This window comes from Achromobacter pestifer, assembly GCF_013267355.1.
Classification (GTDB): domain Bacteria; phylum Pseudomonadota; class Gammaproteobacteria; order Burkholderiales; family Burkholderiaceae_B; genus Achromobacter; species Achromobacter pestifer_A.
Genome location: NZ_CP053985.1, coordinates 4570329 through 4592643 on the forward strand (window position 1 = coordinate 4570329; position 22315 = coordinate 4592643).

A 22315-nucleotide genomic window follows, 5' to 3' on the forward strand; every position below is an offset into this window, starting at 1 on the left:
CTCAGACGGGGTGGGCGCTGCGTGCGGCGCCCTGCTTCGGCTTGCCAAGCACCGCGTCGCACACCTCCAGCCAGGCGCGGGCGGCAAAGGACAGATAGCCGGACTGCTGCCAGATATGGCCGACTTCCCATTGCATGCCGGACTTGGCCAGCTTCGCGGTGCTCAGGCCGCGCGTCTTCATGCGCAGCATCAGCGGTTCGGGCAGCAAGGCCACGCCCAAGCCCGCCGAGGCCATCGCCACCAGGAAATCCCAATGCGCGCTTTGGGCGGCGATGCCGGGCTGCAAGCCGGCTTCGGCAAAAGCCTGCCGCAGGCGGCGGGTGATGGCGAAGTCGTCGGTTGGGATCAGCAGGCGCGCATCGCGCAGGGCGGCGAGCGGCAGCGAGGTCTTGCCGGCCCAGGGCGCGTCGGGCGGGCCTATCACCCAGATCGGGTAGCTGCCGAAGCGCTGGGCCGCCAGGCCGCCGTCCGGCGCGATCGGCAGGATGGTCGCGCCCACTTCCAGCTCGCCGCTCGCGACCAGTCCTTCCACGGCCTGGCCGGTGCCTTCGCGCAGGGTCAGGTGGATGCCGGGATGCAATTCACGGAAGCGCTTGACCACCGGCGTGAACAGCAGATTGATCATGGGCGGGATGCCGACCTCGAGCGCGCCGCGGCGCAGGTCCGCGGTCTGGCGCAGTTCTTCCGACAGCTGGCGCATCGTTTCCAGCACCTGCAGGCCGCGCTGGTACATGATCCGGCCGGTATCCGTGGGGCGGGCCGTGTGGCCGTCGCGGATCAGCAGCGGCGTGCCGGCCTCGTCTTCCAGCTGGCGGATCATTTTGCTCACGGTCGACTGCGTCACGAACAACACCTTGGCCGCCTGCGTGAAGCTGGCATGCCTGACGGTTTCGACGAAGTACCGCAATGCGCGCACGTCCATGGACCGGGATTCCCTCGCGCATTGCGCGCAAAACTCTCAAATGATGAAAAAAGCGACTTGTTTGGATGATTTTAAGTCATTACGAGATTTGAGCCGGCCTTCCTATACTGCCGAAAATTCGTTCCCGGGCCGCCTCGAGTCGGCCCCGGAGCCTTGGGAAACGCCGCGTCAGACGGCGCCTGGGCGCATGGCGGCAACGCCGCGCCCCGCCGCACGTAGGCCCTTGAATCTGGAGACACCATGCATCTCGACCGTATCCGCCACCCTGGGCTGCGCGCCAAGATCACTTCCGCCGATCAGGCGGCTTCGCTGGTACAGGACGGCATGACCGTCGGAATGAGCGGCTTCACCCGCGCGGGCGACTGTAAGTCGGTGCCGGCGGCGTTGGCGGCCCGCGCCGAGCGCGAACCGCTCTCCATTACCTTGATCACCGGCGCGTCGTTGGGCCATGACACGGACAAGATGCTGGCGCAGGCCAACGCGCTTGCGCGCCGCATGCCGTTCCAGGTCGACACCACCCTGCGCCGCAAGATCAACCTGGGCGAGATCGCCTTCATCGACCAGCACCTGTCCGAAACCGTCGAGCAACTGCGCGCGGGCCATATCGGCCCCATCAACGTGGCCATCATCGAGGCCGCCGCCATCACCGAGACCGGCGCCATCGTGCCGACCATGTCGGTGGGCAACTCCGCCTCCTTTGCGCAGCAGGCGGACATCATCATCATCGAACTGAACATGGGCGTACCCGCCGCCATCGAGGGCCTGCACGATATCTACGTGCCCGAAGCCCGTCCGGCGCGCCAGCCCATCGGCCTGGTTTCCCCGGCGCAGCGCATCGGCCAGACCTGCATAGACGTGGATCCGGCCAAGATCGCCGCCATCGTCATCACGCAGGAGCCGGACAGCCCGTCCAACGCCTTGCCGCCCGACGAGGAAACCAATGCCATCGCCGGCCACATCAATGCCTTCCTGCGCCGCGAGGTCGACGCCGGCCGCCTGACCAATGAGCTGCTGCCCTTGCAGGCCGGCATCGGCACCATCGCCAATGCGGTGCTGCACGGCTTCGAGTCGTCCAGCTTCGAAAACCTGACGATGTACTCCGAAGTGCTGCAGGACAGCGCCATCGAACTGCTGGACCAGGGCAAGCTCGCGTTCGCGTCGGCCTCTTCGATCACGGTGTCCAAGCCGGTGTACGAAAAGATCCTGGCCAACATGGAGCACTACCGCGAGCGCATCGTGCTGCGCCCGCAAGAGATCAGCAATGCGCCCGAGATCGTGCGCCGCTTGGGGCTAATCGCCATCAACACGGCGCTGGAGTTCGACATCTACGGCAACGTCAATTCCACGCACGTGGGCGGTACGCACATGATGAACGGCATCGGTGGCTCGGGCGATTTCGCGCGCAACGCGCACCTGGCGATCTTCGTGTCGAAGTCCATGGCCAAGAACGGCGACATCTCCAGCGTGGTGCCCATGGTTTCCCATGTGGACCATACCGAGCACGATGTGGACGTGCTGGTCACGGAATGCGGCCTCGCGGACCTGCGCGGCCTGGCGCCTCGCGAGCGCGCGCGCGCGGTCATCCAGAATTGCGTGCACCCGTCCTACCGCGACGTCCTGCAGGACTATTTCGACCGCGCCTGCGAGCGCGGCGGCCAGACGCCGCATCTGCTCGAAGAAGCATTCTCCTGGCACCAGCGTTTCAATGAAACCGATACGATGCGGCCGGCCAGCCCGGCTGCGCGCAAGGTAGCTTGAGGTTCGCCGTAACGTGTGACTGCCGCCGCCGCGGCGCCGGCCGGCTCTTGCGCGCGTAGCGCATTCCGGCTTGCGGATCGTGGTTTCCGCTGGCGCCGTGATTTGGTAGAGGTAAAGCAGCAGACGCTGCTTTACCTTTTTTTTGCCTGGCCTTTCTTCCCGGGGCCGGACTTGGGGGCGGTCAGGTTTTCGCGCGACATCTCCAGCTCGTCTCGCAACCACTGCTTCAGTTCCACCAGCGGCGCCCAGTCGCGCAGGCTGGGTGGGTACACCAGGTGATAGGTCTGCGCCTGTTCGTACTCGATGCTGATGGGGGATATCTGCACCAGCCGGCCCGAGCACAGCGCGTCGGCGGCCAGCAGTTGGCGGCCCAGAGTGATGCCCAGCCCCTGCTCGGCGGCTTGCATCATCATGCCGGCATCGTTGAAGGAAGCCACTGGCGTGATGGGCGTGTTCAGCCCGGCGGCGTTGAACCAGGTTTGCCAGAGATCGCGCTCGCCCAGCAAAGGTTGGCGCGCCAGCGTCTGCGGCGAATGGTCGGGGAGCGCTGCCGCGGTCTGCGGCGACGCCAGGACGATCAGGGGCAGAGGCGTATTGAACAAGGTCTCCGACTCCACGCCCGCCCAGGGGCCGCGCCCAAAACGCAGCGCGGCGTGAAAGCCGTCGCGCAACAGATCCACCACTTGCTGCGAGGTTTCGATTTCCAGCGTCAGGCCCGGATTGCGCTCGCGCCACCGCGCCATGCGCGGCAACAGCCAACGTTGCGCGAAAGAGGGGAGTACCGACACGCGCAAGCGCTGTTCGCTGCCCGAGGCCGCGGCGGATGCCGCCATCGTGCCTTCATCCAGTAGCGCCATGGCGCCTTGCACGCTGCACAGGAGCGCCGCGCCGGCCGAATTCAGGACGATGCCCCGGCCGCTGCGCTCGAACAGGGGAAAGCCCAATTGGGTTTCCAACACCTTGATCTGTTGGCTGACGGCGCTGTGGGTCAGGTGCAGCCGTTCGGCCGCCGCGCGCAGATTCTGCAGCTCGGCCACGGCTCGGAAGGCGGGGAGGGTACTGAGTGGCAGGCGCATGGCTCGGACCTGGGGGGAAGATTGGTCATCATAGCTTACCGATAACCCCAAAACAATTCGATTTTCAGCCGGCTATTGGGCGACTACGCTTACCAAAGTGCATCAATACCTGGAGCCCATCATGTCTGCACAGCTTTGCACCCCGCCTTCCCCGGCCCTGGCCGCCACGTCCAGGGATCGTCAGCAACCTGCGGCCGTGCTCGGCGCCCCGCCTCGCGCCGAGCAGGCTGCGCCGCAGCCTGGATTCTTCGCCATGCTTGCGGCAGCCTATCGCAAGCGCCGCAATGAAGCGCGGCTGCGCCATCTGGCCGCTGACCTGGACGAGCACATGCTGCAGGATCTGGGCGCACCCAGATGGCTGATGAACGAAGCCGCGGTCAAGCGCGACCTGGCCCGGCTTCGCGATGTGGACTACCTGCGCTGGTAGGTGGATCCCCCGCCGCCTGACTGGCGGCCTGGCATTCCGTCTCTTCCTTGCGGCCTCGTCCTCTACCTATATAGGGGGCGGGGCCGCGCGGTCACCGTCGCGCTGCTCGGCCCGCTGCCTATATATAGTGTTGCATCGCATGGAAGAAGCGCGCGGGCGGCGGAGAGCCGGAAGATTCGACGCGAGGTACGAATAAATAGTTGGCTGCCCCCAAGACAGGCGGAAAACTTGTGCTATAGTCTCGCTCCTTCGCAGTTCAGCCAGTTTTGAACCGCGAAGCCAAGCAAGCACAACAGGTCAGGCAAGAGCATTCGCGCCCGGTCTGCCGCAAAGCTTCAGAAATGAACGCCGCGTGGTTATTGCAAGGATTGCAGCAAGTTAGGCAAAAGCCAATTGCACAATCTGCAAAAATCGTGTTATAGTCTTGGACTTGGCAGTTGCCGAAAGCTTAGGGTTAACCCTGATATTTCGATAGCTGCTAAAGAGGGCGGACCTGAAGAGGTCGCAGGCAAGAAAGCGAAACGAAGATTGTGACGCCGACTTGACAAGCGATAAAAACTTCTTCATAATCTCGTTTCTCTGCTGCAAACAACGCGGCGCCAGCGAAAGCGGCGTAGCGAAGCGAGCAGGCAGTAAGTAGTACAGAATTTAGCAGTACCGCTCTTTAACAATTAAACAACCGATAAGTGTGGGCGCTTGATGCGAGTGCATAGTGACTTCGGTCACAAGCACAATGAAATCAAGTGCTCACTAGAAGTGAAGTACCTTAGACGTCAAGTTTAAGAACATACCTCACTTCCTTTGAGTAGCGACGTATGACCTGGTTTGGATTGGTGTAAATCAACCTGGACCAAGAATACGAAACAAATACAGAGATTAAACTGAAGAGTTTGATCCTGGCTCAGATTGAACGCTAGCGGGATGCCTTACACATGCAAGTCGAACGGCAGCACGGACTTCGGTCTGGTGGCGAGTGGCGAACGGGTGAGTAATGTATCGGAACGTGCCTAGTAGCGGGGGATAACTACGCGAAAGCGTAGCTAATACCGCATACGCCCTACGGGGGAAAGCAGGGGATCGCAAGACCTTGCACTATTAGAGCGGCCGATATCGGATTAGCTAGTTGGTGGGGTAACGGCTCACCAAGGCGACGATCCGTAGCTGGTTTGAGAGGACGACCAGCCACACTGGGACTGAGACACGGCCCAGACTCCTACGGGAGGCAGCAGTGGGGAATTTTGGACAATGGGGGAAACCCTGATCCAGCCATCCCGCGTGTGCGATGAAGGCCTTCGGGTTGTAAAGCACTTTTGGCAGGAAAGAAACGTCATGGGTTAATACCCTGTGAAACTGACGGTACCTGCAGAATAAGCACCGGCTAACTACGTGCCAGCAGCCGCGGTAATACGTAGGGTGCAAGCGTTAATCGGAATTACTGGGCGTAAAGCGTGCGCAGGCGGTTCGGAAAGAAAGATGTGAAATCCCAGAGCTCAACTTTGGAACTGCATTTTTAACTACCGGGCTAGAGTGTGTCAGAGGGAGGTGGAATTCCGCGTGTAGCAGTGAAATGCGTAGATATGCGGAGGAACACCGATGGCGAAGGCAGCCTCCTGGGATAACACTGACGCTCATGCACGAAAGCGTGGGGAGCAAACAGGATTAGATACCCTGGTAGTCCACGCCCTAAACGATGTCAACTAGCTGTTGGGGCCTTCGGGCCTTAGTAGCGCAGCTAACGCGTGAAGTTGACCGCCTGGGGAGTACGGTCGCAAGATTAAAACTCAAAGGAATTGACGGGGACCCGCACAAGCGGTGGATGATGTGGATTAATTCGATGCAACGCGAAAAACCTTACCTACCCTTGACATGTCTGGAATTCCGAAGAGATTTGGAAGTGCTCGCAAGAGAACCGGAACACAGGTGCTGCATGGCTGTCGTCAGCTCGTGTCGTGAGATGTTGGGTTAAGTCCCGCAACGAGCGCAACCCTTGTCATTAGTTGCTACGAAAGGGCACTCTAATGAGACTGCCGGTGACAAACCGGAGGAAGGTGGGGATGACGTCAAGTCCTCATGGCCCTTATGGGTAGGGCTTCACACGTCATACAATGGTCGGGACAGAGGGTCGCCAACCCGCGAGGGGGAGCCAATCCCAGAAACCCGATCGTAGTCCGGATCGCAGTCTGCAACTCGACTGCGTGAAGTCGGAATCGCTAGTAATCGCGGATCAGCATGTCGCGGTGAATACGTTCCCGGGTCTTGTACACACCGCCCGTCACACCATGGGAGTGGGTTTTACCAGAAGTAGTTAGCCTAACCGTAAGGGGGGCGATTACCACGGTAGGATTCATGACTGGGGTGAAGTCGTAACAAGGTAGCCGTATCGGAAGGTGCGGCTGGATCACCTCCTTTCAGAGCTTAAGTGCTCGTGTTAAGCGTCCACTCTTATCGGTTGTTTGATATAGCTGGGATCAGTTGTAGGCTTGGGTCGAGGGAATCTTCCCTGGGTCTCCAACTACCTGACTACTGATCCGAGAAGGTTTTGGGTCTGTAGCTCAGTCGGTTAGAGCACCGTCTTGATAAGGCGGGGGTCGTTGGTTCGAATCCAACCAGACCCACCAAGTATTCTGCGCATGCGGGATATGGGGGTGTAGCTCAGCTGGGAGAGCGCCTGCTTTGCAAGCAGGATGTCATCGGTTCGATCCCGTTCACCTCCACCATTGATTCTCAAAACTCACCTGGTGGTGATGTAGAGGCTAACTCATAGTGTCGTGCAAACGATGCTATGAGTTAGGTTTTACCTGACAGCTATATTCGTTCTTTAACAATCTGGAAGAAGCACAACGAAATGTACTTATCAAGTACTCGGCGCAAGCCGATGAAGATAAGTACGGGTTGTGATTGCATTAATTTTGTTCCAAGTTCTCAAGACTGGGGTGAATAACCTCAGACTGCTTTGAAACTTATGAACGGCACAAACGCTAATACTCAGGTCCTATAGCCTACAGCGTTATAGGATCAAGCGACTAAGTGCATATGGTGGATGCCTTGGCGATCACAGGCGATGAAGGACGTAGTAGCCTGCGAAAAGCTACGGGGAGCTGGCAAACAAGCTTTGATCCGTAGATGTCCGAATGGGGAAACCCACTGCAGCAATGCAGTATCCCTGGCTGAATACATAGGCCAGTGGAAGCGAACCGGGTGAACTGAAACATCTCAGTAGCTCGAGGAAAAGAAATCAACCGAGATTCCGAAAGTAGTGGCGAGCGAAATCGGAAGAGCCTTTACGTTTTAGCACGCAAGATAGTCGAACGGAATGGAAAGTCCGGCCGTAGCAGGTGATAGCCCTGTAGGCGAAATCTTGTGTGTGGAACTAAGCGTAAGACAAGTAGGGCGGGACACGTGAAATCCTGTTTGAAGATGGGGGGACCATCCTCCAAGGCTAAATACTCGTGATCGACCGATAGTGAACCAGTACCGTGAGGGAAAGGCGAAAAGAACCCCGGAAGGGGAGTGAAATAGATCCTGAAACCGTATGCATACAAACAGTAGGAGCCTCCTTGTGGGGTGACTGCGTACCTTTTGTATAATGGGTCAGCGACTTACATTCAGTGGCAAGGTTAACCGAATAGGGAAGCCGTAGCGAAAGCGAGTCCGAATAGGGCGATTCAGTCGCTGGGTGTAGACCCGAAACCAGATGATCTATCCATGGCCAGGTTGAAGGCACGGTAACACGTGCTGGAGGACCGAACCCACTAATGTTGAAAAATTAGGGGATGAGCTGTGGATAGGGGTGAAAGGCTAAACAAATCTGGAAATAGCTGGTTCTCTCCGAAAACTATTTAGGTAGTGCCTCAAGTATTACTGCGGGGGGTAGAGCACTGTTATAGCTAGGGGGTCATGGCGACTTACCAAACTATGGCAAACTCCGAATACCCGCAAGTACAGCTTGGGAGACAGAGCACCGGGTGCTAACGTCCGGACTCAAGAGGGAAACAACCCAGACCGCCAGCTAAGGTCCCGAATTATCGCTAAGTGGGAAACGAAGTGGGAAGGCATAGACAGTCAGGAGGTTGGCTTAGAAGCAGCCATCCTTTAAAGAAAGCGTAATAGCTCACTGATCGAGTCGTCCTGCGCGGAAGATGTAACGGGGCTAAGCGATAAACCGAAGCTGCGGGTGTGCACTTTTAGTGCACGCGGTAGGAGAGCGTTCTGTAAGCCTGCGAAGGTGGCTTGTAAAGGCTGCTGGAGGTATCAGAAGTGCGAATGCTGACATGAGTAGCGATAAAGGGGGTGAAAAGCCCCCTCGCCGTAAGTCCAAGGTTTCCTGCGCAACGTTCATCGGCGCAGGGTGAGTCGGCCCCTAAGGCGAGGCAGAGATGCGTAGCTGATGGGAAACTGGTTAATATTCCAGTACCGTCGTACAGTGCGATGGGGGGACGGATCGCGGAAGATCATCAGGGTGTTGGATGTCCCTGTTGCTGCATCGAAGATGGCGCTTAGGCAAATCCGGGCGCGTAAATCAAGGGTGTGGCACGAGTGAGCATTGCTCGCGAAGTGATTGGAAGTGGTTCCAAGAAAAGCCTCTAAGCTTCAGCTGTACGAGACCGTACCGCAAACCGACACAGGTGGACGGGATGAATATTCCAAGGCGCTTGAGAGAACTCAGGAGAAGGAACTCGGCAAATTGATACCGTAACTTCGGGAGAAGGTATACCCCGGTAGTGTGAAGCGCCTGCGCGCTTAGCATGATGGGGTCGCAGAGAATCGGTGGCTGCGACTGTTTATTAAAAACACAGCACTCTGCAAAGACGAAAGTCGACGTATAGGGTGTGACGCCTGCCCGGTGCCGGAAGGTTAAGTGATGGGGTGCAAGCTCTTGATCGAAGCCCCGGTAAACGGCGGCCGTAACTATAACGGTCCTAAGGTAGCGAAATTCCTTGTCGGGTAAGTTCCGACCTGCACGAATGGCGTAACGATGGCCACACTGTCTCCTCCTGAGACTCAGCGAAGTTGAAGTGTTTGTGATGATGCAATCTACCCGCGGCTAGACGGAAAGACCCCATGAACCTTTACTGTAGCTTTGCATTGATCTGTGAACCGGCCTGTGTAGGATAGGTGGGAGGCTTTGAAGCGTGGTCGCTAGATCACGTGGAGCCATCCTTGAAATACCACCCTGGTTTGTTTGCGGTTCTAACCTTGGTCCGTTATCCGGATCGGGGACAGTGCATGGTGGGCAGTTTGACTGGGGCGGTCTCCTCCCAAAGTGTAACGGAGGAGTTCGAAGGTACGCTAGGTACGGTCGGAAATCGTGCTGATAGTGCAATGGCATAAGCGTGCTTGACTGTGAGACTGACAAGTCGAACAGGTGCGAAAGCAGGACATAGTGATCCGGTGGTTCTGAATGGAAGGGCCATCGCTCAACGGATAAAAGGTACTCTGGGGATAACAGGCTGATACCGCCCAAGAGTTCATATCGACGGCGGTGTTTGGCACCTCGATGTCGGCTCATCTCATCCTGGGGCTGTAGCCGGTCCCAAGGGTATGGCTGTTCGCCATTTAAAGAGGTACGTGAGCTGGGTTTAAAACGTCGTGAGACAGTTTGGTCCCTATCTGCCGTGGGCGTTGGATACTTGACGGAGCCTGCTCCTAGTACGAGAGGACCGGAGTGGACGTACCTCTGGTGTACCGGTTGTCATGCCAATGGCATTGCCGGGTAGCTAAGTACGGAAGAGATAACCGCTGAAGGCATCTAAGCGGGAAACTCGTCTGAAGATTAGGTATCCCGGGGACTTGATCCCCCTAAAGAGTCGTTCAAGACCAGGACGTTGATAGGTCGGGTGTGGAAGCGCAGTAATGCGTTAAGCTAACCGATACTAATTGCTCGTGAGGCTTGATCCTATAACACTGATGGTTATGACCTGGTGATGTAGCGTTCCAAGTGTCGTTCAATACAAAATCTGGCTGCACCGTCGGCAGCCAGCCAACACCAATTACACCCCCCCCGTGCGTGATCATCGAGTCTGACTCTGATCGCCACGCGTTGTGTTTCTTCCAAGATTGGAGCTGTTGCCTAACCGCAGCCGCTCAACCAGTTACGCTTGACGACCATAGCGAGTTGGTCCCACTCCTTCCCATCCCGAACAGGACAGTGAAACGACTTTGCGCCGATGATAGTGGACGGACGTCTGTGAAAGTAGGTCATCGTCAAGCTTTTATTCCGCAGAACCCCACAGCTAACCGCTGTGGGGTTTTGTCTTTGTGGCGCCGCGCCGATAATGGTATTCACGCGGTCCGCATACCCCAATGAAAAACCCCTCGCAGGTAGACCCCGCGAGGGGTTTTTGCTTTTGGCGTTAAAGAGCGGCTAAGGCAATTGGCGCCGCAAGGCGGCGAAGAATAGTTCGGATTGCAGGCGTTCGCTTTGGACCTGCGTGGCGACCTTTGCCGCCAGCTCTGCATTGACCGGCACAAGCGGACGTCCGGTGGACTGCGCGAGCACCTGGGCCGTACAGGCTCGTTCCAGAAAGAACAGATCGTCGTAGGCATAATCCAGCCGCTCGCCGCAGACGACGACGCCATGGTTGCCGAGGAATACCACGTCCGCGCCCTGCATGGCATGGGCGATGCGTTCCCCTTCGCTGACGTCCAGCGCCAGGCCGTTGTAGTGTTCGTCTATCGCCAGGCGGCCGTGAAAGCGCATGGCGTTCTGCGACAGCGTGGTGTCGAGCGCGCGATCGGATGTGAGGGTCAAGGCCGTGGCGTAGGGCATATGCGTGTGCAGCACACAGGCCTTGCCGGCGATGCGGTGGATGGCGGCATGGATGAACATGGCCGTGGGTTCGACCGCATGGCGGCCCGCGAGCTTGTTGCCTTGGGCATCGATCAGCACGATGTCTTCCGCTTGCACTTCATGCCACATCAGCCCACGGGGATTAAGCAGGAAATGCTCGGAGTCGCCGGGCAGGGCCACGCTGAAATGATTGCAGACGCCTTCCCCCAAGCCGTGCGCCGCGGCGGCCCGCAGCGCCAGGGCAAGGTCGGCGCGCAACGCGGTGACAGGTTCAGAGTGAAAGAGCGCTTCGGCGAGGCGAGGGTCGTGGTTCATTTCTGCCTATTGAGGTCTGGGTTGAAGAGGGCCTTGTCGGGAAAGTCCGCGCAAGGGTCAGTACAGGTCACCGTCCACGTAGAACCACTGGCCGCCTTCGCGCACGAAGCGGCTGAGTTCGTGCAGACGATGGGCGCGGCCGGCCTGGCGGCTGCGGGCAACGAACTCGACGGTCGCGTGCGCAGGATCCTGATCGGCAGTGTTCTTGATTGCCAAACCCAGCCATTTCAGATCGGGCGGATTGGGATCCAAAGCGGCTGGACGGGTGCTGAGGTGCCAGGTGGCCAGCAGATAAGGCAGCTTGTCCAGCACGAAGGCGCTGTAGCGGGAACGCATCAACGCTTCAGCGGTGGGCGCCTGCATGGCCTGCGGGCCTTCATGCCAGCGGCCGCAGCATTCGGGATAAGACTTGGGATTACCGCAGGGACAGGCCGTTGCCGGGAGTTTGGAGGGTTTGGTCACGATGGGAAACGCCGAGGGCGCTCAGGCCAGCAGGTCGCGGTATTCGGGGTGCCGGCGGATATAGGCTTCGGCATACGAACACAAGGGCTGCACCTTCCAGCCCTTGGCGCGGGCGTCGTCCAGCGCATGGCGAGTCAGTTCGGCTGCGATGCCGCGGCCGCCCACCTGGCTGGGCACGCCAGTGTGGGTGATGGCCATGATGTTGCCTTGTAGTTGGTAGTCCAGCACGCACAAGACGCCATCGACGGTGGCGGTGTAGCGGGAACGGCTTGTGTCTTGCGTTACGGAGATCATTCGTAGGAATCCTGCGGTGGAATGGCTGCGGCGTCCAGGGACGCCGCTTCTAGGGCTACCGGCGGCGCTGCCTGCCGGTTCGAGGATTACGTGGGCTGCCGGCACGCGTTTGCGATCACCGGCGGCAGCCGGTTCAGCGTTGCAGTACTTTCAGCAGCGCGGTGAGCTGCGCATCGCGCCGCTGCACCAGGTCGGCAATGCTGCGTTGGCCTGCTTCGGCGTTGACGCCTTCGATCAGGCGCCGCTGCAGTTCCGGGGTGACGTCCGGCGTACCCAGATCGTCCCACCAGGTTTGCACGGGACCCAGCAGATGGTCCATGAAGTGGGCCAGGCCGCCAGCCCCGCCACCCAGGTTGAACGTCATGTGCGGACCAAACAGAGCCCAGCGCAACCCCGGGCCTTGCGATACGGCGGCATCGATGTCGGCCACGCTGGCCACATTCTCGGCGGCCAGGTGGATCGCTTCGCGCCAAAGGGCCGCCTGCAGGCGGTTGGCGATGTGGCCCGGCACTTCTTTGTTCAAGCGGATGGGGTATTTGCCCAGGCTGCGGTAGAAATCGATGCAGCGGTCGATGGTCTCGGCCGAGGTTTTTTCGCCGCCCACCACCTCGACCAGCGGGATCAGGTGCGGCGGGTTGAACGGATGCCCGATGACGAAGCGAGAAGCATGGGCGCATTGCGATTGCAGGCGGCTCATGATGAGGCCCGACGAGCTGGACGCAACGATGACATGCGGCGGCAGCAGCGCGTCCATGCGCGCGAACAACGCGGTCTTGAAGTCTTCGCGCTCGGGCGCGTTTTCCTGGACGAAATCGACGCCGGCCAGCGCCGCTTCCAGGTCGGGTTCGAAGCGCAAGGCGTCGGCCGAGGTCCCGGGCAGCACCTGCCCGAGTTCGGCGAGCACAGGCCACGCGGCCTGCACGCGGGCGCGCGTCAGCGGCTCGGCGTCGGCGGCGGGATCGCTGACGACGACCTCCAGGCCACGGGCGAGGAACAGCGCCGCCCAACTGGCGCCTATGGTGCCGGCGCCGACGATGGCGACGCGGCGGATGGCGGACGGATTGGACGACGTGGCAGAGCTGGACATGCGGGTCTCCTATAAGCGCGGATAGGAGCATTGTGAAGCAAACACCGGCCCGTTGCCACGCGGGTGCGGCGCGGGCAAGATAAGGGCTCTCTTTTGAATTCTGAATCCCGGAGTCCTGCATGAATGCGACGTCAGCCCTGCGATCCGCCGTGCCGTATTTTTGCCAATGGGAGTCGGCGCATCTGGCAGGCGAGATCATCGAGGGCAAGCTCGCGCTGGCCGATGATCCGGCCTGGCGCGGCTCAGGCGCGCGCGACGTGGACGAGTATGCGCGCTGGGCCAGCCACGTCTGCGGCATGGCTTGCCTGAAGATGGTGCTGGCGGCGCGCGACGGGCGGCATTACCCCACGCTGGAGCTGGCGCGCGGCAGCCTGCCTTATGGCGCTTACACGGTAGAGGGCGAGCAGATCAAGGGAATGATCTACGCGCCGTTCGTGCGCTACGTGGGAGAGGCGTTCGGCCTGGAAGCGCGGGTGCATGTCGATCTGCGCACGGACGAACTGCCTGGCTTGATGTCGCAGGCAGCCTATTTCATGGCGTCCGTGCATCCCTGGATACGCTGGCCCGACCGGCAACCGCCCAGGAAAGGCGGGCATTTGGTGCTGCTGACCCGCGTCACGCCGGACTCGGTGACCTTCCACAACCCTTCGGGCGAGCCCGGCGCGCAGGCCGATGTTGAACTGCCGCTGACGGTGTTCGACGAATTCTTCGCGGGACGAGGCGTGGCCATATTGGCGGCCGCGCCCGCCTGAGCGCGGCGGCGGCTGCGTGGCCTGGACCCGGCGGCTGCCAGCGATCAGGCGTTGCGGGTGCGGCGCAGATGCCGCCACACCAACGCGGCCGCGATTAGGTAGCTTGCGGCGATGATGGCGTAGGCCGCGGGCAGGCTGGCGCGCCAGTCTGGCAGCAGATGGAGGATGGTGCCCATCAGCGCGACACCGACCAGCGCGCCTGATTGGCGGTTGGCGTTCAGCGCCGCGGCGGCGCTGTTCGCGTGGCCTTTCCCCGAGACCTGCATGACCACGCTGGTCATGGCAGGCACGGCGATGCCCACGCCCAGGTTGGACAGCGCGACGGCGACGGCAAACGGCCAGTAGGCCATGTCCGGCGAAAAGACGAAGATGCCCGCGCCGCTCATGAGGGCGGCCAGCGACATGCCGCCCAGCAGCGCAGTCGAGACGTTCCAGCGCGCCGAGATCCGGCTCGATATCAGGTTGCCGATGGAAAACACGGCCAGCATCGGCACCAGTTGCAGCCCCGTCTGCAGGGGATCCGCGCCGCGCGCTTGTTGCAGGAACAGGCTGAGCAAGAAGAGCTGGCCGTAGGACCCAAGATTGATCAGAAAGCCCACGCCGTTGGCGGCCGCGAATTGCGTGGTCGCGAACAGGGCGCGCGGGATAATGGGTTCGGCATGGCGGCGTTCCCGGCGCACCAGCAGCAGGGCGGCAGCCGCGCAGAGGGCAGCCATGCCCAGGATGCGGCTGGAAGTCCAGCCATAGGCATTGCCCTGGATCAGCACGAAGCACAGCGAGGACAACGCGATCACGCCCAGCAGGTGGCTCAGCGGATTGAGCGCGCGCGGCCGGCGCGGGGCCGCCAGGATCCGGCTGCGGGCCAGCCACAGTCCGGCCAGGCCCAGCGGGATGTTGATGAGAAAGATCCCGCGCCAGCCGAACTGGTGGATCAGCACGCCGCCCAGCAGGGGACCGGAGGCGCCCGCGACGGCCACGATGGCGGACCAAGCCGCCAGCATGCGGTTGCGCACCTGCTCGTCGTCGTAGGCGTGGGTCAGCAGGCTGAGGGAGCTGGGCATGAACAGGGCCGCGCCCAGGCCTTGCAGCATGCGGGCCAGGATCAGCATGTCGGCGTTGGGCGCAAGCCCGCAGAGCAGGGACGCCACGGTGAAGACGGCCAGGCCTGCGAGGTAGATGGTCTTGGCGCCGTAGCGGTCGGCCAGCGCGCCGGCCACCAGCAGCAGGGCCGCGAAGGTGAGGGTGTAGCCGTCCACGATCCAGACCAGGTCGGTCAGCGGAACGGTGAACTGGAGCGCGATGCTGGGCAGGGCGACGTTGACGACGGTGACGTCCAGCATGGCCATGACAAAGCCGATGGCCAGCGTGACAAGGGGGAGCAGGCCGGCGGCGGCGGGCTTGGCGTCCAGCGACGCGGCCGGGATATTGGGACAGGCGGAGTTCATGATTGAGACTTGCGGCGGCTTTCGAGGACTGAAGCTTAGGCGCTTAGGGTGATGCAAAAAAGCAGAATAATTGCTTTATAGTGATGCAAAAATGCATTTAAAGAAGGCAGCCATGGACTGGGACAACGCCAGGATCTTTCTGGCCATCTATCGGGTGGGCACGCTGCGCGGCGCGGCGGCGTTGCTGCAGGTCGACCAGGCCACGGCCGGACGCAGGCTGGCGGCGTTGGAGTCTTCGCTGGACGCGCGGCTGTTCCTGCGCACGCCGGGCGGATACGTGCCCACGGCGGCGGGCGAGCTGGCCTTCGCTGCGGCGGAGCGCATGGAGCAGGCGGCGGACCAGTTGCAGCGGCAGATGCAGGGGTTGGACCACCGGCTGTCGGGCGTGGTCCGCGTGGCGACGTCCGAAACCGTCGCCAGCTACTACATCATGGAGGCCGTGCGGCGCGTGCATGCCCACCACCCGGACATTCGCGTCGTGCTGTCCACGGCGATCCAGCTCAGCAACCTTACGCGCCGCGAAGCGGACCTGGCGATCCGCAATATCCGGCCGGACAATCCCGACCTGATCCACCGCCATCTGGCGCGCAAGGAGGTCGGACTGTACGCCTCGCGGGCCTATCTGGAGGCGCATGGCGAACCACGGCTGGGCACGGCATTCGCGGGGCACACGCTGGTGACGTACCAGCAGACGGTGCTGCCGGGCTGGTCCGATACGTTCTGCGGCGAGCCCACGGGCAACGGGCGCATAGGCGTGGAGCTGAACTCCGGCCTGATGATAGTCGAGGCGGTCGCGGCCGGCTTGGGCATAGGTCAGGTACCGACACATATGGCGCCGCTGTACCCGGACCTGGTGCGCATCTGGCCCGCGCGCAGCGAACCGTATGACCTTTGGCTGGTGATGCACGGCGACCTGAACCGCACGGCCCGCGTGCGCGCCGTGGCCGACGCGATCGTCGAGGTGTTCGAAGAGGACCAGTAGGCGCGGGCCCGGACGGGGCGGCTTGTGGGCGGGCGCGGCAGGCGCTAAGGTTTGCCTGACCATCAACACAACCATGACTCAGGAGTCGCGCGTGTCCGATCTTTGGCGTTTGTCCGCAGTTGAGCTTGCCGCCCGCATCCGCAAGCGTGAAGTGTCCGCCCGCGAGGCCGCACAAAGCGCGCTGGGCCGGCTGGATGCCGTCAATCCCGCGATCAACGCGGTGGTGGACCATCGTCCTGAAGAGGTGCTGGCGCAAGCGGCCGAGGTGGATGCGATGCTTGCGCGCGGCGAAGACGCGGGACTGTTGGCCGGGGTGCCCGTCACCGTGAAGGTCAACGTGGATCAGGCTGGCTTTGCCACAACCAACGGCGTGAATCTACAGAAGGATCTGATCGCGGCCGGGAACAGCCCGGTCGTCGACAATTTGCGGCGCGCGGGCGCCGTGATCCTCGGACGCACCAACACGCCTGCATTTTCCCTGCGCTGGTTCACCGGCAACGCGCTCCACGGCGACACGCTGAATCCGCGCAATCGGGCGCTCACGCCCGGCGGCTCATCGGGCGGGGCGGCCGCCGCGGTGGCCGCCGGCATCGGGCATCTGGCGCATGGCACGGATATCGCGGGCTCCATCCGCTATCCGGCCTATGCCTGCGGCGTGCACGGCCTGCGTCCGTCGCTGGGGCGCGTGGCGGCCTACAACGCGGCGCTGCCGGAACGCTCCATCGGCGGCCAACTGACCGCGGTGTCCGGCCCGTTGGGACGCAGTATCGCCGACCTGAGGCTGGGCCTGGCCGCGCTGGCGGCGCGGGATGCGCGCGATCCCTGGTGGGTGCCGGCGCCCTTGGTGGGACCCGAGGCGCCGCGCCGCGCGGCGCTGTGCCTGAATCCGGACGGCATGGATACTCAGCCCGCGGTGGTCAAGGCCTTGCAGGAAGCCGCGCGCCGGCTCAGCGAGGCTGGCTGGACGGTCGACACGTTGGATGCGGTGCCCCCGATGCAGGAGGCGGCGGACCTGCAGATCCGCATGTGGCTGGCCGACGGCTATGAAGCCATGGTCGCGGCAGCGGAGAAAGAGGGGGATCGCGGCGCCCTGGTGGCGCTGGCCGGCCAGCGCGACAAGGCTGCCGGCGCCGACCTCGCCAGTTTTTCGGCGACCCTGACGCGGCGCGCCACGCTGACGCGCCTGTGGGAGCTGTTCTTCGTCGAGTACCCCGTGCTGCTGCTGCCCGTGTCGGCCGAGCTGCCGTTCCCGGATAAGCTGGACCTGCAAGGCGATGCCGCTTACGCCCGTGTCTGGCGCGCGCAGATGACGCAGATAGGCGTGCCCTTCATGGGCTTGCCGGGCCTGTCGGTGGCGATGGGCAGCGCCATGAGCGAGGCGGGAGCGAGTCCGGTCGGCGTGCAGGTGCTGGCGGGGCGCTACCGCGAGGACCTGTGCCTGGAGGTGGGCGAAATCATCGAGGCGGGCGCAGCGCCCATCGAGATCGCGGAGCCCGCGGCCCGCTAGCGTCCCGCTTATCCGCCAGAGCGGGCAAAGCGGGCTTGGGAGCGAGGCGGCCGGGTATTGCCCCGGCTAGGGCTTGCTGAAGCGCAGGCGCAGGACGCCGAGGTCGCCGTAGGCGAGTGCCAGGTCGTGATTGGCCGGCACGTCCAGGAAGCCGGCGTAGGAGCCGGTAATGACGTGCTGGCCGGCGCGCAGTCCGAGGCCCTGTTCGCGCAGGAAGTTGGCCAGCCAGTAAAGCCCCGCCTTGGGACGGTCATTCGGATGGATGCCCGCATGCTGCTCGGTTTCGACGCCGTCCACCGACAGCGTGATGCTCATGCTGCCCGGGGCCTCGTGCGGTGAGGCGATGCGCGGACCCAGCACCAGGCCCTGGTTGAACATGTGGTCGGCAAGCAGTTCCGGCAGGCTGGCGTGCTCCGGCGCGGCATAGCGGCATCCCAGCACTTCCAGGGCCAGGCGCGCGCCGCCGATGGCGGCGTCTATGTCGGCTTCGGTGTAGGGCTGCGGGCGGGCGGGCAGATCCCGGGCGATTTCGAACGCGATCTCGGGTTCGATGCGCACGGTCTGCGTGCGGGTCGCGATGGGGCCGGCTTCGGCGTGGGCGACGGTCGAGGCGTAGATCGGCGCGACCACGCTTTTCTCGGGCGTGGGCAGCGCGCTCTTCCAGGCGCCGATATCGTCCTGGTGGTTCTCAAGCAGTAGCTGCGCGGTGCGTTGCTGCACGGCGAAGGCCTGGTTCAGCGACTGCGGGCGGCAGTCGGCGGGCAGGCGCGGGCCGGCGATGCCGGATTCGCGCGCGGCGATCAGGTAGCGGGCCGCGTCGAGGCTGCCGGGGTAGTCTTCGATTTTGATCTGCATGCGCTCAAGCTCCCACGAACAGCAAGATCCAGAGCACGATCATGGCGATCAGGCCGAGCCAGCACGAACCCCAGAAGCCGACGATCGGCCATTTCAGCGACAGCGGCGTTTTCTTCGGATCGACGTGGTCCAGCAGGTCATTGGCGTTGCCGATCAGCCAGAAGCGCGTGCCGGGAAACATCAGGCGGAAGAAATAATCCAGCATGATGGACGCCTGGATCGCAAGCGGATACTGATCGAACGGGCGGTGCTGCAGGAAGGGGTGCTTCAGCGAGGCGTTGATCTGCTTTTTCTTGAAGAACAGCACGATGCCGCAAAGCGTGCAGGTGATGAAGCACAGCAGGAAGAGGCTGAAGGCCATGGCCATGGCGGGGGTATGCATGGGGGATCTCAAGAGTGCGCGGTGTGCCGCGTTCGGATGATAAGAAAGCCTGCAGGAAATTGCTGGCTGTATTGTAGATGGCTAGCCGCAGCCCCGTGTTCAGGGCTGCGTCAGCCAGCGCGCCGCGCAGTGGGCTGGGTCAGCCGCGGACCTGGCCTTCGCCGCTCAGTACCCACTTCAACGTGGTCAGGCCTTCCAGGCCGACCGGGCCGCGCGCGTGCAGGCGGTTCGTGGAAATGCCGATCTCGGCACCCAAACCGTACTCGAAGCCGTCGGCAAAGCAGGTCGGCAGGTTGACATACACCGAGCTGGAATCGACCTCGCGCTGGAAGCGCTGCGCGGCGGACAGGTCCTCGGTGACGATGGCATCGGTATGGCCGGAGCCCCAGCGCGCGATGTGCTCGATGGCGTCGTCCAGCGTGTCGACGATGCGCACGGCCAGGATGGGCCCCAGGTACTCCGTGGCCCAGTCTTCTTCCGTGGCCGGCTTGGCATGCGGCAGCAGGGCCAGCGTGCGCGGGCAGCCGCGCAACTCGACGCCGTGCTCGGTGAGCGCCGCGGCCAGGCTGGGCAGGATGGAAACGGCGGCCACTGCGTCGACCAGCAGGGTTTCCATGGCGCCGCAAATGCCGTAGCGATAGGTCTTGGCGTTGAAGGCGACGGCGTGCGCCTTGTCCGGATCCGCCGCCGCGTCGATATAGACGTGGCAGTTGCCGTCCAGGTGCTTGATGAGCGGCACGCGCGCTTCTTGCGCCAGACGGGCGATCAGGCCCTTGCCGCCGCGCGGCACGATGACGTCGATGTGCTCGGTCATGGTGATGAGCTTGCCGACCGCGGCCCGGTCGGCCGTGGCGACGACCTGCACCGCGTCCTGCGGCAGGCCGGCGGCGGCCAGGCCGGTCTGCACGATGCGGCCCAGCGCGATATTGGAATGCAGGGCTTCGCTGCCGCCGCGCAGGATGGCTGCGTTGCCCGACTTCAGGCACAGCGCGGCCGCGTCTATGGTCACGTTGGGACGCGATTCGTAGATGATGCCGATCACGCCCAGCGGCACGCGCATCTGCGCGACGCGCATGCCGTTGGGGCGCACGCTGGTGGCGGTGATGCTGCCGATGGGATCCGGCAGCGCGGCGATCTGGCGCAGGCCTTCCGCCATGTGCGTCAGCGTCTTGTCCGACAGGGTCAGGCGGTCCAGCAGGGCCGGGTCCAGGCCGTTGCTGCGCGCCGCCGCCAAGTCTTTCTCGTTGGCGGCCTTGAGTTCGTCGTGGCTGGCGGCCAGGGCGTCGGCCATGGCCAGCAGCGCCTGGTTCTTGGCGGCGCCATTGGCGCGCATCATGGCGCGCGAGGCGCGGCGGGCGTTTTCGCCCAGGGCAAGCATGGCTTGTTCGATGGAGGACGTGGACATGGCAGCGTCGATCATGAAAGTGGGGCGGCGCGGGCGCCGCCTGGAGATTCAGTGTATATCCGGTCGCTAGACCGGGCGAATTCCAGCCGGATGGCTGGAGGGGAGGCGAAGGCGGCGGCTATGCCGCCTTCACGGTCGTCCGCCGGCGGCGGCGACGCGCAGCGCGAGCCGCGTCATTTCTTCCCAGGGATCGGACAAGCGTCCGGGCACCGACAGGCCCTTGATCAGGCGGTCCACCTCGTGGGCGTGCTGCACGGCGGCGGGCCACACGTTCGGCTGCACCCGGCCGAGCGCTTGCAGCGCCAGACGCTCGTGCGCGCCGAAGATGCGCAGGCGGCGCATCAGGCCGTTGACGTCCTGGCGCAGGGCGCGGGCTTCGGCGACGCGGGCCAGCAGGCGGATTTCCTCGCCGACCGCCCACAGCACCAGCGGCAGGGCTTCGCCCTCGGCGCGCAGGCCGTCGATCATGCGGATGGTGCGGCCGGTGTCGCCGGCGAGCATGGCGTCGCGCAGGCCGAAGACGTCGTAGCGCGCCACGTTCAGCACCGCGCGTTCCACGTCCTCCGCGGCCAGTTGGCCTTCGGGGTAGAGCAAGCCCAGCTTCTGGATTTCCTGGTGGGCCGCCAGCAGATTGCCTTCCACTTTGTCGGCCATCCATTGCAGCGTGGTGCCGTCGGCGCGCTGGTTCTGGCGCGCCAGGCGCATGCCGACCCAGGCGGGCAGGCGGCCGCGTTCGATGTTGGCGATATCGACCATCATGCCGCCGCGGCTCAAGGCCTGCACCCAGCGGCTCTCGCGGGTGGCCTTGTCCAGGCGGGGCAGGGCGATCAGGACAAGGGTGTCCGGATCCGCCTGCTTTTCGGCCTGTTCGGCCAGCTTGGCCAGGGTGTCGGCGCCTGCCTTGCCGGGCTTGCCAGTCGGGATCTTGATTTCAAGTATGCGGCGGTCGCCGAACAGCGATACGCTCTGGGTGGCGGCGGTGACCGAGCTCCAGTCGCTGCGTGCATCCATCACCATGGACAGGCGGTCGGTGTAGCCCGCGTTGCGGGCCGCGGCGCGCAGGGCGTCCACGGCTTCGGTCACGAGCAGGGGTTCGTCGCCGGACACCGTGTAGAGCGGCGCCAGGCGGTTGCCTGGCCGCTGCAGGTGCTCGGCCAGGCGATCCGCGTCCAGGGGCTGTGCCATTTAGCGCAGGATGGCCGGATCTGTGGTGGACGGCGTCTGCCACGGCGCGGGCATGCGCTTCTGATCCGGTAGGGTCGGGTCGTACAGCGGGGTTTCGCCGTCTTCGGCGCGCTGTTCGGCATTTTCGAACGCGTGGCGTACTTCCGGTGCGGTCATGCGGCGCAGCAGCCGGGAGACGAGGTCGCGCTGCATGGCCTTGTACAGCGTTTCGATCTGGCCCTGCTTAGCCTGTACGACCTGGTCGTCATAAGGCATTTCGCGGTAGATCGACAGCGTCGTGTCCGGGATCAGCGCGCGGCCCTTGGCGTCGACCAGGCGGAACGTGTAGTTGATGCCGAGTTCGTATTCCTCGACGCGGCCCTGGGCGTTCAGCGAGACTTCGCGCAGGGTGCGGGTGTCGCCGACCTGCTGCAAGATGGCCTGCGCCTCCTTGGGCGTGGACACGAGCTTGGTGTTAGGCGAGGCCGCGCGTAGCGCGCGGCGCACGTCGGCGCCGAACTGGGTGGTGTCGGGTATGCCGAGATACAGCGTGTCGAACGGCATCGGAGTGACGCCCCGCAAGGCGAAGCCGCAGGCGGAGAGCAGCATGAACAGTGCCAGGCAGGCGCTGCGCAGCAGCCAGGACTGGCGGGGGGAATGCGTTTGTTGCCCGGCGAAGTGCATGCTTGACC

The 22315-nt window shown here is 63.0% G+C and carries 17 protein-coding genes, 2 tRNA genes and 3 rRNA genes; 10 read left to right on the forward strand and 12 right to left on the reverse strand.

From position 1 onward, the window contains the following. Position 1: 1 nt before the first annotated feature. Positions 2-922, reverse strand: a complete 921-nt coding sequence (locus tag FOC84_RS21740) for a LysR family transcriptional regulator (protein WP_173146259.1) — start codon at positions 920-922, stop codon at positions 2-4. 240 nt (positions 923-1162) lie between these two features. Between FOC84_RS21740 and FOC84_RS21745 the strand changes: the two genes are divergently transcribed. Continuing rightward, positions 1163-2680 carry an acetyl-CoA hydrolase/transferase family protein gene (locus FOC84_RS21745; protein WP_173146260.1) on the forward strand — a complete coding sequence of 506 codons (1518 nt, stop codon included), beginning with the start codon at positions 1163-1165 and terminating at the stop codon, positions 2678-2680. A 131-nt stretch (positions 2681-2811) separates the two neighbouring features. On the opposite strand, the gene FOC84_RS21750 is transcribed toward FOC84_RS21745, so the two are convergent. Next, complete coding sequence (locus tag FOC84_RS21750) at positions 2812-3756, reverse strand: LysR substrate-binding domain-containing protein (protein WP_173146261.1); 945 nt, start codon at positions 3754-3756, stop codon at positions 2812-2814. Positions 3757-3877: 121 nt separating this feature from the next. On the opposite strand from FOC84_RS21750, the gene FOC84_RS33415 reads away from it, so the two are divergent. The 6 genes from FOC84_RS33415 (at position 3878) to rrf (ending at position 10393) form a co-directional block, all read left to right on the forward strand. Then, positions 3878-4183 carry a hypothetical protein gene (locus FOC84_RS33415; RefSeq protein WP_254241734.1) on the forward strand — a complete coding sequence of 102 codons (306 nt, stop codon included), beginning with the start codon at positions 3878-3880 and terminating at the stop codon, positions 4181-4183. 878 nt (positions 4184-5061) lie between these two features. Further along, positions 5062-6592 (forward strand): 16S ribosomal RNA (locus FOC84_RS21760). Positions 6593-6724: 132 nt separating this feature from the next. After that, a tRNA-Ile gene (locus FOC84_RS21765) sits at positions 6725-6801 on the forward strand. Between the two features lie 23 nt (positions 6802-6824). Beyond that, positions 6825-6900, forward strand: a tRNA-Ala gene (locus FOC84_RS21770). Between the two features lie 296 nt (positions 6901-7196). Then, positions 7197-10081, forward strand: a 23S ribosomal RNA gene (locus FOC84_RS21775). Positions 10082-10280: 199 nt separating this feature from the next. Further along, positions 10281-10393: ribosomal RNA gene (gene rrf / locus FOC84_RS21780) — 5S ribosomal RNA — on the forward strand. The 16S, 23S and 5S rRNA genes sit together here with 2 tRNA genes alongside, the layout of an rRNA operon. A 154-nt stretch (positions 10394-10547) precedes the next feature. On the opposite strand, the gene FOC84_RS21785 is transcribed toward rrf, so the two are convergent. The 4 genes from FOC84_RS21785 to FOC84_RS21800 all read right to left on the reverse strand — a co-directional run bounded on the left by FOC84_RS21785 (position 10548) and on the right by FOC84_RS21800 (position 13131). Beyond that, the gene (locus FOC84_RS21785; RefSeq protein WP_173146262.1) at positions 10548-11288 is read right to left on the reverse strand and encodes an aldolase; all 741 of its coding nucleotides are present in this window, start codon (positions 11286-11288) and stop codon (positions 10548-10550) included. 57 nt (positions 11289-11345) lie between these two features. Next, positions 11346-11750 carry a YchJ family protein gene (locus FOC84_RS21790; RefSeq protein WP_173146263.1) on the reverse strand — a complete coding sequence of 135 codons (405 nt, stop codon included), beginning with the start codon at positions 11748-11750 and terminating at the stop codon, positions 11346-11348. 21 nt (positions 11751-11771) lie between these two features. Beyond that, entirely contained in the window at positions 11772-12044 is a 273-nt protein-coding gene (locus FOC84_RS21795) for a GNAT family N-acetyltransferase (protein ID WP_173146264.1), read from the reverse strand. 133 nt (positions 12045-12177) lie between these two features. Next, positions 12178-13131, reverse strand: a complete 954-nt coding sequence (locus FOC84_RS21800) for a 3-hydroxyacyl-CoA dehydrogenase NAD-binding domain-containing protein (RefSeq protein ID WP_173146265.1) — start codon at positions 13129-13131, stop codon at positions 12178-12180. A gap of 119 nt (positions 13132-13250) precedes the next feature. Between FOC84_RS21800 and FOC84_RS21805 the strand changes: the two genes are divergently transcribed. Beyond that, entirely contained in the window at positions 13251-13883 is a 633-nt protein-coding gene (locus FOC84_RS21805) for a hypothetical protein (RefSeq protein ID WP_173146266.1), read from the forward strand. A gap of 44 nt (positions 13884-13927) precedes the next feature. On the opposite strand, the gene FOC84_RS21810 is transcribed toward FOC84_RS21805, so the two are convergent. After that, complete coding sequence (locus tag FOC84_RS21810) at positions 13928-15328, reverse strand: MFS transporter (protein WP_173146267.1); 1401 nt, start codon at positions 15326-15328, stop codon at positions 13928-13930. Between the two features lie 112 nt (positions 15329-15440). Here FOC84_RS21810 and FOC84_RS21815 point away from each other — a divergent pair, with 112 nt between their 5' ends. Further along, positions 15441-16310 carry a LysR family transcriptional regulator gene (locus tag FOC84_RS21815; RefSeq protein WP_173146268.1) on the forward strand — a complete coding sequence of 290 codons (870 nt, stop codon included), beginning with the start codon at positions 15441-15443 and terminating at the stop codon, positions 16308-16310. Between the two features lie 91 nt (positions 16311-16401). Then, on the forward strand, positions 16402-17817 hold the full coding sequence (locus FOC84_RS21820) for an amidase family protein (RefSeq protein ID WP_173146269.1): 1416 nt from the start codon (positions 16402-16404) through the stop codon (positions 17815-17817). Positions 17818-17883: 66 nt separating this feature from the next. Here the strand turns inward: FOC84_RS21820 and FOC84_RS21825 are convergent, their stop codons facing one another. From FOC84_RS21825 to FOC84_RS21845, 5 genes are all read right to left on the reverse strand, one after another. After that, complete coding sequence (locus FOC84_RS21825) at positions 17884-18672, reverse strand: 2-keto-4-pentenoate hydratase (protein ID WP_173146270.1); 789 nt, start codon at positions 18670-18672, stop codon at positions 17884-17886. A 4-nt stretch (positions 18673-18676) separates the two neighbouring features. Beyond that, complete coding sequence (locus FOC84_RS21830; protein ID WP_173146271.1) at positions 18677-19054, reverse strand: hypothetical protein; 378 nt, start codon at positions 19052-19054, stop codon at positions 18677-18679. 139 nt (positions 19055-19193) lie between these two features. Continuing rightward, positions 19194-20474 carry a glutamate-5-semialdehyde dehydrogenase gene (locus tag FOC84_RS21835; protein WP_173146272.1) on the reverse strand — a complete coding sequence of 427 codons (1281 nt, stop codon included), beginning with the start codon at positions 20472-20474 and terminating at the stop codon, positions 19194-19196. Between the two features lie 114 nt (positions 20475-20588). Further along, complete coding sequence (gene holA, locus FOC84_RS21840) at positions 20589-21644, reverse strand: DNA polymerase III subunit delta (RefSeq protein WP_173146273.1); 1056 nt, start codon at positions 21642-21644, stop codon at positions 20589-20591. Further along, on the reverse strand, positions 21645-22307 hold the full coding sequence (locus tag FOC84_RS21845; protein WP_173146274.1) for an LPS-assembly lipoprotein LptE: 663 nt from the start codon (positions 22305-22307) through the stop codon (positions 21645-21647). Positions 22308-22315: the final 8 nt, after the last annotated feature.